This window comes from Streptomyces sp. AM8-1-1, from assembly GCF_032229325.1.
GTDB lineage: Bacteria > Actinomycetota > Actinomycetes > Streptomycetales > Streptomycetaceae > Streptomyces > Streptomyces achmelvichensis.
The window spans coordinates 3,475,012-3,489,276 of the sequence record NZ_CP135086.1; the positions used below are offsets into that span (position 1 = coordinate 3,475,012).

Annotated in this window: 14 protein-coding genes; 1 reads left to right on the forward strand and 13 read right to left on the reverse strand. The window is 69.0% G+C overall.

The features are described 5' to 3' along the window. The 11 genes from nuoK to RPQ07_RS15690 all read right to left on the reverse strand — a co-directional run bounded on the left by nuoK (position 1) and on the right by RPQ07_RS15690 (position 10,938). The gene (gene nuoK / locus RPQ07_RS15640) at positions 1 to 300 is read right to left on the reverse strand and encodes an NADH-quinone oxidoreductase subunit NuoK (protein WP_069927518.1); all 300 of its coding nucleotides are present in this window, start codon (positions 298 to 300) and stop codon (positions 1 to 3) included. After that, a complete protein-coding gene (locus tag RPQ07_RS15645; RefSeq protein WP_313944757.1) occupies positions 297 to 1,127 on the reverse strand; it encodes an NADH-quinone oxidoreductase subunit J in 831 nt (276 codons plus the stop codon). Before RPQ07_RS15645 ends, nuoK begins: the two co-directional genes overlap by 4 nt. After that, positions 1,124 to 1,756, reverse strand: coding sequence for an NADH-quinone oxidoreductase subunit NuoI (nuoI, locus tag RPQ07_RS15650; RefSeq protein ID WP_313944758.1), 633 nt, complete (start codon positions 1,754 to 1,756; stop codon positions 1,124 to 1,126). Before nuoI ends, RPQ07_RS15645 begins: the two co-directional genes overlap by 4 nt. Further along, positions 1,749 to 3,089 (reverse strand): NADH-quinone oxidoreductase subunit NuoH, encoded by a 1,341-nt coding sequence (gene nuoH / locus RPQ07_RS15655; protein ID WP_313948905.1) that lies wholly within the window; start codon positions 3,087 to 3,089, stop codon positions 1,749 to 1,751. The genes nuoI and nuoH overlap by 8 nt, the downstream gene beginning before the upstream one ends. A 59-nt stretch (positions 3,090 to 3,148) precedes the next feature. Further along, on the reverse strand, positions 3,149 to 5,662 hold the full coding sequence (locus RPQ07_RS15660) for an NADH-quinone oxidoreductase subunit G (RefSeq protein WP_313944759.1): 2,514 nt from the start codon (positions 5,660 to 5,662) through the stop codon (positions 3,149 to 3,151). After that, positions 5,659 to 7,029: an NADH-quinone oxidoreductase subunit NuoF gene (gene nuoF / locus RPQ07_RS15665; RefSeq protein ID WP_313944760.1), complete on the reverse strand. Its 1,371-nt coding sequence runs from the start codon at positions 7,027 to 7,029 to the stop codon at positions 5,659 to 5,661. Before nuoF ends, RPQ07_RS15660 begins: the two co-directional genes overlap by 4 nt. Continuing rightward, entirely contained in the window at positions 7,029 to 7,841 is an 813-nt protein-coding gene (gene nuoE, locus RPQ07_RS15670) for an NADH-quinone oxidoreductase subunit NuoE (protein ID WP_313948906.1), read from the reverse strand. The genes nuoF and nuoE overlap by 1 nt, the downstream gene beginning before the upstream one ends. A gap of 26 nt (positions 7,842 to 7,867) precedes the next feature. After that, a complete protein-coding gene (locus RPQ07_RS15675; RefSeq protein WP_313944761.1) occupies positions 7,868 to 9,190 on the reverse strand; it encodes an NADH-quinone oxidoreductase subunit D in 1,323 nt (440 codons plus the stop codon). Further along, positions 9,187 to 9,915 carry an NADH-quinone oxidoreductase subunit C gene (locus tag RPQ07_RS15680; RefSeq protein WP_313944762.1) on the reverse strand — a complete coding sequence of 243 codons (729 nt, stop codon included), beginning with the start codon at positions 9,913 to 9,915 and terminating at the stop codon, positions 9,187 to 9,189. The genes RPQ07_RS15675 and RPQ07_RS15680 overlap by 4 nt, the downstream gene beginning before the upstream one ends. A 91-nt stretch (positions 9,916 to 10,006) precedes the next feature. Then, positions 10,007 to 10,561, reverse strand: coding sequence for an NADH-quinone oxidoreductase subunit B family protein (locus RPQ07_RS15685; protein ID WP_313944763.1), 555 nt, complete (start codon positions 10,559 to 10,561; stop codon positions 10,007 to 10,009). A 17-nt stretch (positions 10,562 to 10,578) separates the two neighbouring features. Continuing rightward, on the reverse strand, positions 10,579 to 10,938 hold the full coding sequence (locus RPQ07_RS15690; protein ID WP_313944764.1) for an NADH-quinone oxidoreductase subunit A: 360 nt from the start codon (positions 10,936 to 10,938) through the stop codon (positions 10,579 to 10,581). A gap of 688 nt (positions 10,939 to 11,626) precedes the next feature. Between RPQ07_RS15690 and RPQ07_RS15695 the strand changes: the two genes are divergently transcribed. Further along, positions 11,627 to 12,421 (forward strand): C40 family peptidase, encoded by a 795-nt coding sequence (locus tag RPQ07_RS15695; RefSeq protein ID WP_313944765.1) that lies wholly within the window; start codon positions 11,627 to 11,629, stop codon positions 12,419 to 12,421. Between the two features lie 74 nt (positions 12,422 to 12,495). Here the strand turns inward: RPQ07_RS15695 and RPQ07_RS15700 are convergent, their stop codons facing one another. Both RPQ07_RS15700 and RPQ07_RS15705 read right to left on the reverse strand, forming a co-directional pair. Then, a complete protein-coding gene (locus tag RPQ07_RS15700; protein ID WP_313944766.1) occupies positions 12,496 to 12,648 on the reverse strand; it encodes a hypothetical protein in 153 nt (50 codons plus the stop codon). Positions 12,649 to 12,953: 305 nt separating this feature from the next. Further along, positions 12,954 to 14,249, reverse strand: a complete 1,296-nt coding sequence (locus tag RPQ07_RS15705; RefSeq protein ID WP_313944767.1) for a geranylgeranyl reductase family protein — start codon at positions 14,247 to 14,249, stop codon at positions 12,954 to 12,956. Positions 14,250 to 14,265 lie beyond the last annotated feature (16 nt).

Below are 14,265 nucleotides of genomic sequence, written 5' to 3' on the forward strand. Positions count from 1 at the left end.
TTACAGCTTCATCAGGCTGGCGTCGTCGACCGAGGCCGAGTGACGGGAACGGAACAGCGACACGATGATCGCGAGCCCGACCACGACCTCCGCGGCGGCGACGACCATCGTGAAGAACGCGATGATCTGGCCGTCGAGGTTGCCGTGCATACGGGAGAAGGCGACGAACGCGAGGTTGCAGGCGTTGAGCATCAGCTCGACGCACATGAAGACGACGATCGCGTTCCGCCGGATCAGCACCCCGGCCGCGCCGATGGTGAACAACAGCGCTGCGAGATACAGGTAATTGACGGGATTCACTTCGCGACCTCCTCTTCGTGCTCGTCGTGGTCACGGCCGAGCCGGTCCTCCGAGCGCCGCTCCAGCGCCTTGAGGTCCGCCAGCGCCTCGTCCGACACGTCGCGGATCTGGCCGCGCTGCCGCAGCGTCTGCATGACCGTGAGCTCGGACGGCGTGCCGTCCGGGAGCAGACCGGCGATGTCCACGGCGTTGTGCCGGGCGTAGACACCCGGAGCCGGCAGCGGGGGCAGGTGCTTGCCCTCGCGGACCCGCTCTTCCGACAGCTCCCGCTGCGTCTTGGCCCGCTCGGTGCGCTCCCGGTGGGTGAGCACCATCGCGCCGACGGTCGCGGTGATCAGCAGCGCGCCGGTGATCTCGAAGGCGAAGACGTACTTGGTGAAGATCAGGGCGGCGAGTCCCTCGACGTTGCCGCCGTGGACGCTGTTGGCCGCGCCGAGTCCGTTGAAGTTCTTCAGCGAGGCGTTGCCGATGCCGGCGATCAGCAGGATGCCGAAGCCGAGTCCGCAGGCCGCGGCGAGCCAGCGCTGGCCCTTCAGCGTCTCCTTGAGCGAATCGGCGGCGGTGACGCCTACCAGCATGACGACGAAGAGGAACAGCATCATGATCGCGCCCGTGTAGACGACGATCTGCACGACACCGAGGAAGTAGGCGCCGTTGGCGAGGTAGAAGACCGCCAGGACGATCATGGTCCCGGCGAGGCAGAGTGCACTGTGCACGGCCCGCCGCATCAGGATCGTGCACAGGGCGCCGATCACGGCGACGGTGCCGAGCACCCAGAACTGGACGGCCTCACCCGTCGAGGTGGTGGTGGCGGCGAGGGCGTTCATGATCCGGCCACCTTCCCCGAAGCCGGTTCCCCGTCACCGAAGGTGGAGGCGCCTTCCTGCGGCTTCTCCTGCTTGGAGAGGGCGACCTGCTGGACCGTGCCGGGAGCGGCCTCGGTGACCAGACCCCGGTAGTAGTCCTGCTCGTCCGTGCCGGGGAAGATCGAGTGGGGCGAGTCGACCATGCCCTCCTCGAGTCCGGCGAGGAGCTGCTCCTTGGTGTAGATCAGCGCCTCGCGGGAGCTGTCGGCCAGCTCGAAGTCGTTCGTCATCGTCAGCGCCCGGGTCGGGCAGGCCTCGATGCACAGCCCGCAGAGAATGCAGCGGGCGTAGTTGATCTGGTAGACGCGGCCGTACCTCTCGCCCGGGGAGTAGCGCTCCTCCTCGGTGTTGTCCGCGCCCTCCACATAGATCGCGTCCGCCGGACAGGCCCAGGCGCACAGCTCGCACCCGATGCACTTCTCGAGGCCGTCCGGGTGCCGGTTGAGCTGGTGCCGGCCGTGGAAGCGCGGCGCCGTGACCTTCTGCTCCTCCGGGTACTGCTCGGTCAGCCGCTTCTTGAACATGGCCTTGAAGGTCACGCCGAAGCCGGCAACCGGATTCTGGAACTTGTTCTCGGATCCCTCAGACACCGTCAGCCTCCTTTCCGTCACGAGGTCCGTCACCCTGAGTATCGGGTCCACCACTGACAATCAGCTCGCGCTCCCGGCGCGGACGCCTGCGCGGCACCGGCGGCAACTCCTGTCCCGGCAGCGGCGGTACGGGGAACCCGCCCGCCATCGGGTCGAAGGCCGCGGGCGCTTCCTTCGCCGCCTGGGCCTCCGCCTCCTTCTCCTTCTTGCCTCGGAAGATGTCGAAGACGAAGGAGAGCAGCAGGACGGCGATGACCGCGCCGCCGACGTAGAGCACGATCTGCTGGAAGTCGTAGTTCTCGTTCCGCAGCGCCCGCACGGTCGCGACCAGCATCAGCCAGACCACCGAGACGGGGATGAGGACCTTCCAGCCGAGCTTCATCAGCTGGTCGTAGCGGACACGGGGAAGCGTGCCGCGCAGCCAGATGAAGAAGAACAACAGCAGTTGGACCTTGATGACGAACCAGAGCATCGGCCACCAGCCGTGGTTCGCGCCCTCCCAGAACGTGGAGATCGGGTAGGGAGCCCGCCAGCCGCCCAGGAAGAGGGTGACCGAGACGGCGGAGACGGTGACCATGTTGACGTACTCGGCCAGCATGAACATCGCGAACTTGATCGAGCTGTACTCGGTGTTGAAGCCGCCGACGAGGTCGCCCTCGGACTCGGGCATGTCGAACGGCGCCCGGTTGGTCTCACCGACCATCGTGATCACGTAGATGATGAAGGAGACCGGCAGCAGGATGATGTACCAGCGGTCCGCCTGCGCCTCGACGATCGCCGAGGTCGACATCGACCCGGAGTAGAGGAAGACGGAGGCGAACGCCGCGCCCATCGCGATCTCGTACGAGATCATCTGCGCGCAGGAGCGGAGTCCGCCGAGGAGCGGATACGTGGAGCCGGACGACCAGCCCGCGAGCACGATGCCGTAGATGCCGACCGAGGCGACCGCGAGGATGTAGAGCATCGCGATCGGCAGGTCGGTCAGCTGCATCGTGGTGCGGTGGCCGAAGATCGAGACCTCGTTGCCGGACGGGCCGAACGGGATCACGGCGATCGCCATGAAGGCCGGGATCGCGGCGACGATCGGCGCGAGGACGTAGACGACCTTGTCCGCGCGCTTGACGATCAGGTCTTCCTTGAGCATGAGCTTGATGCCGTCGGCGAGCGACTGGAGCATGCCCCAGGGGCCGTGCCGGTTGGGCCCGATGCGCAGCTGCATCCAGGCCACCACCTTGCGCTCCCACACGATGGAGAACAGCACGGTGATCATCAGGAAGGCGAAGCAGAACACGGCCTTGATGACGACGAGCCACCACGGGTCGCGCCCGAACATCGAGAGATCCTCGGCGGCGAGAACGCTCTGCTGGGCTTCCGCGAAATGAGCGAGGGCACTCACGCTCGCACCTCCGGTACCTCAGTGGTGACGGCCGGGGCCGCTGCCGGGCCGATGCGGACCAGCTGTCCGGGGACGGCGCCGGTGTCCGAGGTGACGCCGCCGCCCGCGGAGTTCAGCGGCAGCCACACCACCCGGTCCGGCATCGCCGTCACCTGGAGCGGGAAGCTGACCGAACCCGACGGGCCCGAGACGGACAGGACGTCGCCGTCCTTGACGCCGGTCTCGGCCGCGGTCGTCGCCGAGAGCCGGGCGACCGCCGCGTGGCGGGTGCCCGCCAGCGCCTCGTCGCCCTGCTGGAGCAGACCCTGGTCGAGCAGCAGCCGGTGTCCGGCCAGTACCGCCTCGCCCTCGCCGGCACGGGGCAGCGACTGTGCGGACTCCATCGGTTCGGTGGCCCGCGGGCCGTCCCACGAGCCGAGCCGGTCCAGCTCCCTGCGGGCCGACTTCAGGTCGGGCAGTCCGAAGGGGACGTCGAGTTCGTCGGCGAGCATGTGCAGCACCCGCGCGTCGGACGGCGCCAGCCGGCGCGTCATCTGTTCCGGCTTGAGCGCGGCCTCGAACAGCCGTGCCCTGCCTTCCCAGTTGAGGAAGGTGCCGGACTTCTCGGCGACGGCGGCGACCGGGAAGACCACGTCCGCCCGCTCGGTGACCTCGCTCGGCCGCAGTTCCAGGGAGACCAGGAAGCCGACCGAGTCGAGCGCCTCACGTGCGCGCGCCGGGTCCGGCAGGTCCGCGACCTCGACGCCCGCGACGACCAGCGCGCCCAGTTCGCCGATGGCGGCGGCCTCGACGATCTGGCCGGTGTCACGGCCGTAGCGGTGCGGGAGTTCGCGTACGCGCCAGACCTCGGCGGTCTCCTCGCGGGCCCGCGGGTCGGTGGCCGGGCGGCCGCCGGGCAGCAGCGAGGGGATCGCGCCCGCCTCGACCGCGCCGCGCTCGCCCGCCCTGCGCGGGATCCACACCAGCTGGGCGCCGGTCGCGGTCGCCGCCCGTACGGCGGCGGTGAGTCCGCCGGGCACGGCCGCGAGCCGCTCGCCCACCACGATCACCGCGCCGTCGGCGCGCAGCGCGTCGGCCGCGGCCGAACCGTCGCCCTCCAGGCCGACGTTGCTGCTGAGCGCGTCCAGCCACTCGGTCTCGGTGCCGGGGGCCGCGGGCAGCAGGACGCCGCCCGCCTTCTCCAGACCGCGGGTGGCGTGGGTGGCCAGCGCGAAGGTGCGCTGGCCGTGCTTGCGGTGCGCCTTGCGCAGCCGCAGGAAGACCCCGGCGGCCTCCTCCTCGGACTCGAACCCGACGAGCAGGACCGCGGGCGCCTTCTCCAGCGTCCGGTAGGTGAGCCCGCTGCCGTCCAGGTCGCGGCCCCGGCCGGCGACCCGGGCGGCCAGGAAGTCGGCCTCCTCGGAGGAGTGCACCCGGGCACGGAAGTCGACGTCGTTGGTGTCGAGGGCGACCCGGGCGAACTTGGCGTACGCGTAGGAGTCCTCGACGGTGAGCCGGCCGCCCAGCAGGACCCCGGCCCGGCCGCGCGCCGCGGTCAGCCCGGCCGCCGCGGCCGCGAGTGCCTCCGGCCAGCTCGCCGCTTCCAGCTCGCGGGTCTCGGGGTTGCGCACGAGCGGGGTGGTCAGGCGGTCGTGGCGCTGCGCGTAGCGGAAGCCGAAGCGCCCCTTGTCGCAGATCCACTCCTCGTTGACCTCGGGGTCGTCGGCCGCGAGCCGCCGCATGACCTTGCCGCGCCGGTGGTCGGTGCGCGTCGCGCAGCCGCTCGAGCAGTGCTCGCACACGCTCGGCGAGGAGACCAGGTCGAAGGGGCGGGAGCGGAATCGGTACGCCGCCGAGGTCAGCGCGCCCACCGGGCAGATCTGGATGGTGTTGCCGGAGAAGTACGACTCGAAGGGGTCGCCCTCGCCGGTGCCGACCTGCTGGAGCGCGCCGCGCTCCAGGAGTTCGATCATCGGGTCGCCGGCGACCTGGTTGGAGAAGCGGGTGCAGCGTGCGCAGAGCACGCACCGCTCGCGGTCCAGCAGCACCTGGGTGGAGATCGGCACCGGCTTCTCGAACGTCCGCTTCTTTCCCTCGAAGCGGGACTCGGCGCCGCCGTGCGACATCGCCTGGTTCTGCAGCGGGCACTCGCCGCCCTTGTCGCAGACCGGGCAGTCGAGCGGATGGTTGATCAGCAGCAGCTCCATCACGCCCTTCTGCGCCTTCTCGGCGACGGGCGAGGTGAGCTGCGACTTGACGACCATGCCGTCGGTGCACGTGATGGTGCAGGAGGCCATCGGCTTGCGCTGGCCCTCGACCTCGACGATGCACTGCCGGCAGGCACCGGCCGGGTCGAGCAGGGGGTGGTCGCAGAACCGCGGGATCTCGATGCCGAGCAGTTCGGCGGCGCGGATGACCAGCGTCCCCTTGGGGACGGAGATCTCCACGCCGTCGATCGTCAGCGAGACGAGGTCCTCGGGCGGCACAGCCGCCTCCCCGCCCCCGGAGGGAGCGCTTGTAGTGACCGTCATGCGTTCACCTCCGTAGTGGTGTGCCGGTCGGCCCAGAGGGTCGACCTGGCGGGGTCGAAGGGGCAGCCCTTGCCGGTGATGTGCTGCTCGTACTCCTCGCGGAAGTACTTGAGCGAGGAGAAGATCGGGGACGCGGCGCCGTCGCCGAGCGCGCAGAACGACTTGCCGTTGATGTTGTCGGCGATGTCGTTGAGCTTGTCGAGGTCGGCCATCTCGCCCTTGCCCGCCTCGATGTCGCGCAGCAACTGGACCAGCCAGTAGGTGCCTTCACGGCACGGCGTGCACTTGCCGCAGGACTCGTGCGCGTAGAACTCGGTCCAGCGGGTCACCGCCCTGACGACACAGGTGGTCTCGTCGAAGCACTGGAGGGCCTTGGTGCCGAGCATCGAGCCGGCCGCTCCGACGCCCTCGTAGTCCAGCGGGACGTCGAGATGCTCGTCGGTGAACATCGGGGTGGAGGAGCCGCCCGGCGTCCAGAACTTGAGCCGGTGGCCCGCCCGCATGCCGCCGCTCATGTCGAGCAGCTGGCGCAGGGTGATCCCGAGCGGGGCCTCGTACTGGCCGGGGCTCGTGACGTGCCCGCTCAGCGAATACAGCGTGAAGCCCGGGGACTTCTCGCTGCCCATCGACTTGAACCAGTCCTTGCCCTTGTTCAGGATCGCGGGAACGGACGCGATGGACTCGACGTTGTTCACCACAGTGGGGCAGGCGTACAGACCGGCGACCGCGGGGAAGGGCGGCCGCAGCCGGGGCTGGCCGCGCCGGCCCTCCAGTGAGTCCAGCAGCGCGGTCTCCTCACCGCAGATGTAGGCGCCCGCGCCCGCGTGCACGGTGAGTTCGAGGTCGAGTCCGCTGCCGAGAATGTCCGTGCCGAGGAAGCCCGCTTCGTACGCCTCGCGGACGGCTTCGTGCAGCCGCCGCAGTACGGGGACGACCTCACCGCGCAGATAGATGAAGGCATGGTTCGACCGGATCGCGTAACAGGCGATCACGATGCCCTCGATGAGGGAGTGCGGGTTGGCGAAGAGGAGCGGGATGTCCTTGCAGGTGCCCGGCTCCGACTCGTCGGCGTTGACGACGAGGTAGTGCGGCTTGCCGTCGCCCTGCGGAATGAACTGCCACTTCATACCGGTGGGGAAGCCGGCGCCGCCGCGGCCGCGCAGACCGGAGTCCTTGACGTAGGCGATGAGGTCGTCGGGCGACATGGCCAGTGCCTTGCGCAGACCCTGGTAGCCGTCGTGACGCCGGTAGGTCTCCAGCGTCCAGGACTCGGGCTCGTCCCAGAAGGCGGACAGCACCGGCGCGAGCAGCTTCTCGGGGCTGCTCTCGCCCTGGGCGCTGCCCCCGAATTCGGTGGACACGGTCATCACTCCCCCTCCTCGGTCACCGGGCCGGCCGGGTGCTCCGGGTCGGAGTCCGAGGTCTTCTGCGGTGCGTCGTGCGAGCTGAGGTGCTCGGAACCGGGCTGGGGCGCGTCCTGGCGGGACTCGGCACGCGGCGAGACCACCCGGGCTGCCGTCGTCTCGCCCTTGGCGAGGCGCAGTCCGATCAGCGAGGCGGGACCCGCTCCGCCGGTGGCCTCGACGGCGCCGGGGCGCTCGTCGGGGAAGCCGGCGAGGATGCGCGCGGTCTCCTTGTAGGTGCACAGCGGCGCACCGCGGGTCGGCTCGACGGGCCGTCCTTCGCGCAGGTCGTCCACGAGCCGGCGGGCGGACTCGGGCGTCTGGTTGTCGAAGAACTCCCAGTTGACCATCACCACGGGGGCGAAGTCGCAGGCCGCGTTGCACTCGATGTGTTCGAGGGTGACCTTGCCGTCCGCGGTGGTCTCACCGTTGCCGACCCCGAGGTGTTCCTTCAGGTCGTCGAAGATGGCGTCGCCGCCCATCACCGCGCAGAGCGTGTTGGTGCACACCCCGACCTGGTAGTCGCCGGAGGGCTTGCGCCGGTACATCGAGTAGAAGGTCGACACCGCGGTGACCTCGGCGGTGGTCAGCTCCAGCACCTCGGAGCAGAACCGCACGCCGGTACGGGTGACATGGCCTTCCTCGGACTGCACCAGGTGCAGCAGCGGCAGCAGGGCGGACCGGCTGTCGGGGTAGCGGGCGACGATCTCCTTCGCGTCCGCTTCGAGCCTGGCGCGTACATCGGCCGGGTAGTCGGGGGCGGGGAGCTGGGGCATGCCCAGGCTCACCTCTTGATTTGCGGTCACCGGTCGACGCCTCCCATCACGGGGTCGATGGACGCGACGGCGACGATGACGTCGGCGACCTGGCCGCCCTCGCACATCGCCGCCATGGCCTGAAGGTTGGTGAAGGACGGGTCACGGAAGTGGACCCGGTAGGGGCGGGTGCCGCCGTCGGAGACGACATGGACACCGAGCTCGCCCTTGGGGGACTCGACAGCCGCGTACGCCTGACCGGCGGGGACCCGGAAGCCCTCGGTCACCAGCTTGAAGTGGTGGATCAGGGCCTCCATGGAGGTGCCCATGATCTGCTTGATGTGGTCGAGGGAGTTGCCGAGTCCGTCGGGCCCGAGCGCGAGCTGCGCGGGCCAGGCGATCTTCTTGTCCGCGACCATGACCGGGCCCGGCTCCAGCCGGTCCAGGCACTGCTCGACGATGCGCAGCGACTGCCGCATCTCCTCCAGCCGGATGAGGAAGCGGCCGTAGGAGTCGCAGGTGTCGGCGGTCGGGACGTCGAAGTCGTACGTCTCGTAGCCGCAGTACGGGTCGGTCTTGCGCAGGTCGTGGGCGAGGCCCGCCGAGCGCAGGATCGGTCCGGTGGCGCCCAGCGCCATGCAGCCGGTGAGGTCGAGGTACCCGATGTCCTGCATACGGGCCTTGAAGATCGGGTTGCCGGTGGCGAGCTTGTCGTACTCCGGCAGGTTCTTCTTCATCGTCTTCACGAACTCGCGGAGCTGGTCCACGGCACCCGGCGGCAGATCCTGGGCGAGGCCTCCGGGGCGGATGTACGCGTGGTTCATCCGCAGGCCGGTGATCAGTTCGTAGATGTCGAGAATCAGTTCACGATCGCGGAAGCCGTAGATCATGATCGTGGTGGCGCCGAGCTCCATACCGCCGGTGGCGATGCACACCAGGTGCGAGGAGAGCCGGTTCAGCTCCATCAGCAGGACGCGGATGACCGTCGCGCGGTCCGGGATCTGGTCCTCGATGCCGAGCAGCTTCTCCACGCCGAGGCAGTACGCCGTCTCGTTGAAGAACGGCGTCAGGTAATCCATGCGCGTGACGAAGGTGGTGCCCTGCGTCCAGGTCCGGTACTCGAGGTTCTTCTCGATGCCGGTGTGCAGATACCCGATGCCGCAGCGGGCCTCGGTGACCGTCTCGCCGTCGATCTCCAGGATCAGCCGGAGCACGCCGTGGGTCGAGGGGTGCTGCGGGCCCATGTTGACGACGATGCGCTCGTCGTCGGCCTTGGCCGCGCTCTGCACGACCTCGTCCCAGTCGCCGCCGGTGACTGTATATACAGTCCCCTCGGTGGTCTCACGTGCGGACGCGTGCGATGTACTCACGAGTACGACCTCCGCTGGTCAGGAGCCGGGATCTGGGCGCCTTTGTACTCGACGGCGATGCCGCCGAGCGGATAGTCCTTGCGCTGCGGGTAGCCCTGCCAGTCGTCCGGCATCATGATCCGGGTGAGGGCGGGGTGGCCGTCGAAGACGAGCCCGAAGAAGTCGTAGGTCTCGCGCTCGTGCCAGTCGTTGGTCGGATAGACGGCGACGAGGGAGGGCACGTGCGGGTCGCTGTCCGGGGCGGAGACCTCGAGGCGGATCAGCCGGCCGTGGGTGAGCGAGCGCAGGTGGTAGACGGCGTGCAGCTCGCGGCCCTTGTCCTCGGGATAGTGGACACCGCTGACACCGGTACAGAGCTCGAAGCGCAGGGCCGGGTCGTCCCTCAGGGTGCGGGCCACCTGCGTCAGCAGCTCGCGCGCGACGTGGAAGGTGAGCTCCCCGCGGTCGACGACCGTCTTCTCGATGACGTTCTCGGGGACGAGACCCTGTTCTTCCAGCGCGCCCTCGAGCTCGTCGGCGACCTCGTCGAAGTAGCCGCCGTAGGGGCGGTTCGTCGGGCCGGGCAGCCGGACGGAGCGGACGAGGCCGCCGTAGCCGGAGGTGTCGCCGCCGTTGTTGGCACCGAACATGCCGCGCTGGACGCGGATCTCCTCGCCGCCCTCACCACGCTGTCCGGGAAGGTTCTGCTCGCTGAGTTCCTTCTCGGGGTTCGGCTGGTCCGTCATCGCTGCACCCCCTGGATCGCTTCTCCGCCCGTACGGCTCGGGGGTGCGGATTCGCTCGTCATCTGCGGCACGGCGGCCGTGCGTACGTCGCTCACCGGAGCAGCCCCTTCATCTCGATCAGGGGAAGCGCCTTGAGCGCCGCTTCCTCCGCCTCGCGGGCCGCTTCCTCCGCGTTCACGCCGAGCTTGGAGGACTGGATCTTCTGGTGGAGCTTGAGAATGGCGTCCATCAGCATCTCCGGACGCGGCGGGCACCCGGGCAAATAGATATCAACAGGGACGACATGGTCGACGCCCTGCACAATTGCGTAGTTGTTGAACATTCCGCCCGACGAAGCGCACACGCCCATGGAGATGACCCACTTGGGGTTGGGCATCTGGTCGTAGACCTGCCGCAGGACGGGCGCCATCTTCTGGCTCACCCGGCCCGCCACGATCATCAGGTCGGCCTGGCGCGGCGAGCCGCGGAAGACCTCCATGCCGAACCGGGCCAGGTCGTACCGTCCGGCACCGGTCGTCATCATCTCGATGGCGCAGCAGGCCAGACCGAACGTGGCCGGGAAGACGGATGACTTGCGCACCCAGCCCGAGGCCTGTTCGACGGTGGTCAGCAGGAAACCGCTCGGCAGTTTCTCTTCGAGTCCCATTGGTGCCCCTCAGCCCCTCAGTCCCATTCCAGGCCGCCGCGCCGCCACACATACGCATAGGCGACGAAGACGGTGAGCACGAAGAGCAGCATCTCCACGAGCCCGAAAAGCCCCAGGGCGTCGAAGGTGACCGCCCAGGGGTAGAGGAAGACGATCTCGATGTCGAAGACGATGAAGAGCATCGCCGTCAGGTAGTACTTGATGGGAAAGCGGCCGCCGCCGGCCGGCGTGGGAGTGGGTTCGATGCCGCACTCGTACGCCTCTTGTTTCGCCCTGTTGTAGCGCTTCGGGCCGATAAGCGTGGCCATGACCACGGAGAAGATCGCAAACCCTGCCCCGAGGGCGCCGAGCACAAGGATGGGCGCGTAAGCATTCACCCTCCTCGCTCCTTCCAGTCGTCCTTGACCGTTGGACCGCACCGGGCATTCGTCTCGCCGCCTCGAAGATCGCGTGTATGTGAGGCAGTTCACAAGCCCGACTGCCCCGCATCCTATGCCTGCCGGTCTGTGATCTGCGACACGGGGTACGACAACGCCTTTGTGATCTCCACCACCCGGCGAAGGATCATGAAGCCGGATGAGCGGTGATCTTCATACGCGAAGCGCCCGAGCGGTCACGAGAAGTGACATCCGCATGCGTTACCGCTGGTGGAAGGGGTGCGGGCATAGCAAGGCGGAGCCCGTTCGGGCAAATTGGCGATGGACCGCATCGGGTGATAGAGGACGTCTCGTCACCCGGGCGAGCGCCTCCGCGGACGAAGGTGGACGCGTGCACGCGTTCACGAACTTCCGGGGCCCCGAGAGGTGACCTTTCTGTGACCTGCGCCACTCGCTCAAACTCTCAACAAAAGCGGGCTTGGCCATCGGTGTGAAGCGATGGTAAGCGCCAGGCAATTCGGACCTTTTACGGAAAGCCCATGATCACAGCTGTGATCACGCATGCCCGTTTTGCCCGTTAGGGCGTCAATAAGGCGCCGACGGGAGCGGATTGAAAGGTTCCGGTCGTAACTGTGGCGCAACACACGTTTCTTGAAGGGAACCGTCTCCCCCTGATAGCGGTTGTCCCATGTCCCACACCGCTCACATACCCAGCCACCGGAAGCCCCGCCGGCGCAGCGCCTCGACGATGGCGCTCCGGGCCGGAGTTGCCGGTGGCGTCCTCAGCACGATCGCAGTGGCCGGAGCCGCCGGACCGGCCAACGCCGACCCGGTCACCGAGACCATTGAGATGCCCACGCTCACCGCCGGTCTCTCCCAAGCCGTCGCGCAGTCCGCCGAGGCGACCCAGCAGGTCGCTCTCGACCAGGAGTTGCAGGCACAGGAGGACGCCGCCGCCACGAAGGCCGCACAGGCCGCCAAGAAGGCCAAGGCCGAGGCGGTCCGCAAGGCCGAGGCCGAGAAGGCCGAGGCGAAGCAGCGTGCCGAGGCCGCTTCCCAGGAGCGCGCCTCCCGTACCAGCGAGCGTTCCACGCTCGCGGCGTACAGCAGCAACAGCTCGAACGCGACCGGCTCCGCCGCGACCGTGGTTGCCTTCCTCAAGGCCCAGCTCGGCGACGCCTACGTCATGGGCGCCACCGGCCCCAACTCGTGGGACTGCTCCAGCCTCGTCCAGGCCGCGTTCCGGCAGGTCGGCGTCGACCTCCCCCGCGTCTCGCAGGACCAGTCGCTGGCGGGCACCCAGGTGGGCACCAGCAACCTCCAGGTCGGCGACATCCTGTACTGGGGTGGCGCCGGCAGCGCGTACCACACCGGCGTCTACATCGGCGACGGCCAGTACCTCGACGCGGCCAACCCCAGCAAGGGCGTCGTCATCCAGGACCTGTCGGGCTACCCGGCGAGCGGTGCGGTCCGGGTTCTCTGACACCTGCAGCAGCCTTCTGAAGGGCCGTGGCTCCCGCCGGAGCCGCGGCCCTTCGGCGATCCCGTCTCCGGCCCTCAGGCGCCCGGCAGGGCCCGTTCGAGAGGGGTCAGGCCGCACAGCACCGCGATCCCGGTCCGGACGGGGTCCAACGGGCCGACGTTGCGCAGGACCGTGGCGGGCCGGCGGGCGGTGGCCGACGGGACGCCGACGCGCTCCGCGGGACGCATCAGATGCACCGGAACGGTCGCCGCACAACGGGATGCCGTACGCGGACGAGGACACAAGGTGCAAAGTGGGCGGTTGCCGACGCCAGTTCGAGCCCAGCGTGGTGAGCAGGGCGTCCACGCCGCCGCGCAGGAGAACCTCGGACCGCGGTGACCGGTCGGGGGCAGCCCGTCGGCGCGGACCCGCGGCCACAGCAGGGCGATCGACGAGGCGTGGCAGCGACGCAGTGAAGATCGTCAACGTCTGACGGTCAACTGCCGGGGACCGAGCCGCTCGGCTCCCTGCCGAGCGGCCCGGCCTTGAACGATCAGGCCTTCGGAGCCACCTTGGAGAGGCCGTTGATGATCCGGTCCATCGCGTCCCCGCCCGTCGGGTCGGTGAGGTTGGCCAGCATCTTCAGCGTGAACCGCATCAGCATCGGGTGGGAAAGGCCGCGCTGGGTCGCGATCTTCATCACCTTCGGGTTGCCGATCAGCTTCACGAAGGCGCGGCCCAGCGTGTAGTAGCCGCCGTAGGTGTCCTTGAGGACCTTCGGGTAGCGGTGCAGCGCCAGCTCGCGCTGGGCGGGGGTCCGGCGGGAGTGCGCCTGGACGATCACGTCGGCCGCGATCTCCCCGGACTCCATGGCGTACGCGATGCCCTCGCCGTTGAACGGGTTGACCAGGCCGCCCGCGTCACCGACGAGCAGCAGGCCCTTGGTGTAGTGCGGCTGGCGGTTGAAGGCCATCGGGAGCGCGGCGCCGCGGATCGGGCCCGTCATGTTCTCCTCGGTGTAGCCCCAGTCCTCCGGCATCGAGGCGCACCAGGCCTTCAGCACCTCGCGCCAGTCCAGCTCCTTGAACGCCGCCGAGGTGTTGAGGACACCGAGGCCGACGTTGGAGGTGCCGTCGCCCATGCCGAAGATCCAGCCGTAGCCCGGCAGCAGCCGGTCCTCGCCCGGGCCGCGGCGGTCCCACAGCTCCAGCCAGGACTCCAGGTAGTCGTCGTCGTGGCGGGGGCTCGTGAAGTACGTGCGCACGGCCACGCCCATCGGGCGGTCGTCCCGGCGGTGCAGACCCATGGCGAGGGAGATGCGGGAGGAGTTGCCGTCGGCGGCGACGACCAGCGGGGCGTGGAAGGTGACCGGGGTCTTCTCCTCGCCGAGCTTGGCCTCCACGCCGGTGATCCGGCCGGTCCGCTCGTCGATGATCGGGGCGCCCACGTTGCAGCGCTCGTGAAGCCGTGCGCCCGCCTTCTGCGCCTGGCGGGCCAGCTGCTCGTCGAAGTCGTCGCGCTTGCGGACGAGTCCGTAGTCCGGGAACGAGGCGAGTTCCGGCCAGTCGAGCTGGAGCCGCACCCCGCCGCCGATGATCCGCAGGCCCTTGTTGCGCAGCCAGCCGGCCTCTTCGGAGATGTCGATGCCCATGCCCACCAGCTGCTTGGTGGCGCGCGGGGTCAGCCCGTCGCCGCAGACCTTCTCGCGCGGGAACGCGGTCTTCTCCAGCAGCAGAACGTCCAGGCCCGACTTGGCGAGGTGGTAGGCGGTCGTGGAGCCGGCCGGGCCTGCCCCGACAACGATCACATCCGCGCTGTGCGCCGTGTTCTTGGCGAGCGACTCGGTCACGGCGGGTTCTCCCGAA

Excerpts from the sequence above, each read along its gene's own strand:
- RPQ07_RS15660 (WP_313944759.1), bottom strand. The coding sequence starts at position 5,662 with ATGACGGTCACTACAAGCGCTCCCTCCGGGGGCGGGGAGGCGGCTGTG.
- nuoF (WP_313944760.1), bottom strand. The coding sequence starts at position 7,029 with ATGACCGTGTCCACCGAATTCGGGGGCAGCGCCCAGGGCGAGAGCAGC.
- RPQ07_RS15700 (WP_313944766.1), bottom strand. The coding sequence starts at position 12,648 with ATGCGTCCCGCGGAGCGCGTCGGCGTCCCGTCGGCCACCGCCCGCCGG.
- nuoH (WP_313948905.1), bottom strand. The coding sequence starts at position 3,089 with ATGTTCGGGCGCGACCCGTGGTGGCTCGTCGTCATCAAGGCCGTGTTC.
- RPQ07_RS15685 (WP_313944763.1), bottom strand. The coding sequence starts at position 10,561 with ATGGGACTCGAAGAGAAACTGCCGAGCGGTTTCCTGCTGACCACCGTC.
- nuoE (WP_313948906.1), bottom strand. The coding sequence starts at position 7,841 with ATGCCCCAGCTCCCCGCCCCCGACTACCCGGCCGATGTACGCGCCAGG.
- RPQ07_RS15645 (WP_313944757.1), bottom strand. The coding sequence starts at position 1,127 with ATGAACGCCCTCGCCGCCACCACCACCTCGACGGGTGAGGCCGTCCAG.
- RPQ07_RS15680 (WP_313944762.1), bottom strand. The coding sequence starts at position 9,915 with ATGACGGACCAGCCGAACCCCGAGAAGGAACTCAGCGAGCAGAACCTT.
- RPQ07_RS15695 (WP_313944765.1), top strand. The coding sequence starts at position 11,627 with ATGTCCCACACCGCTCACATACCCAGCCACCGGAAGCCCCGCCGGCGC.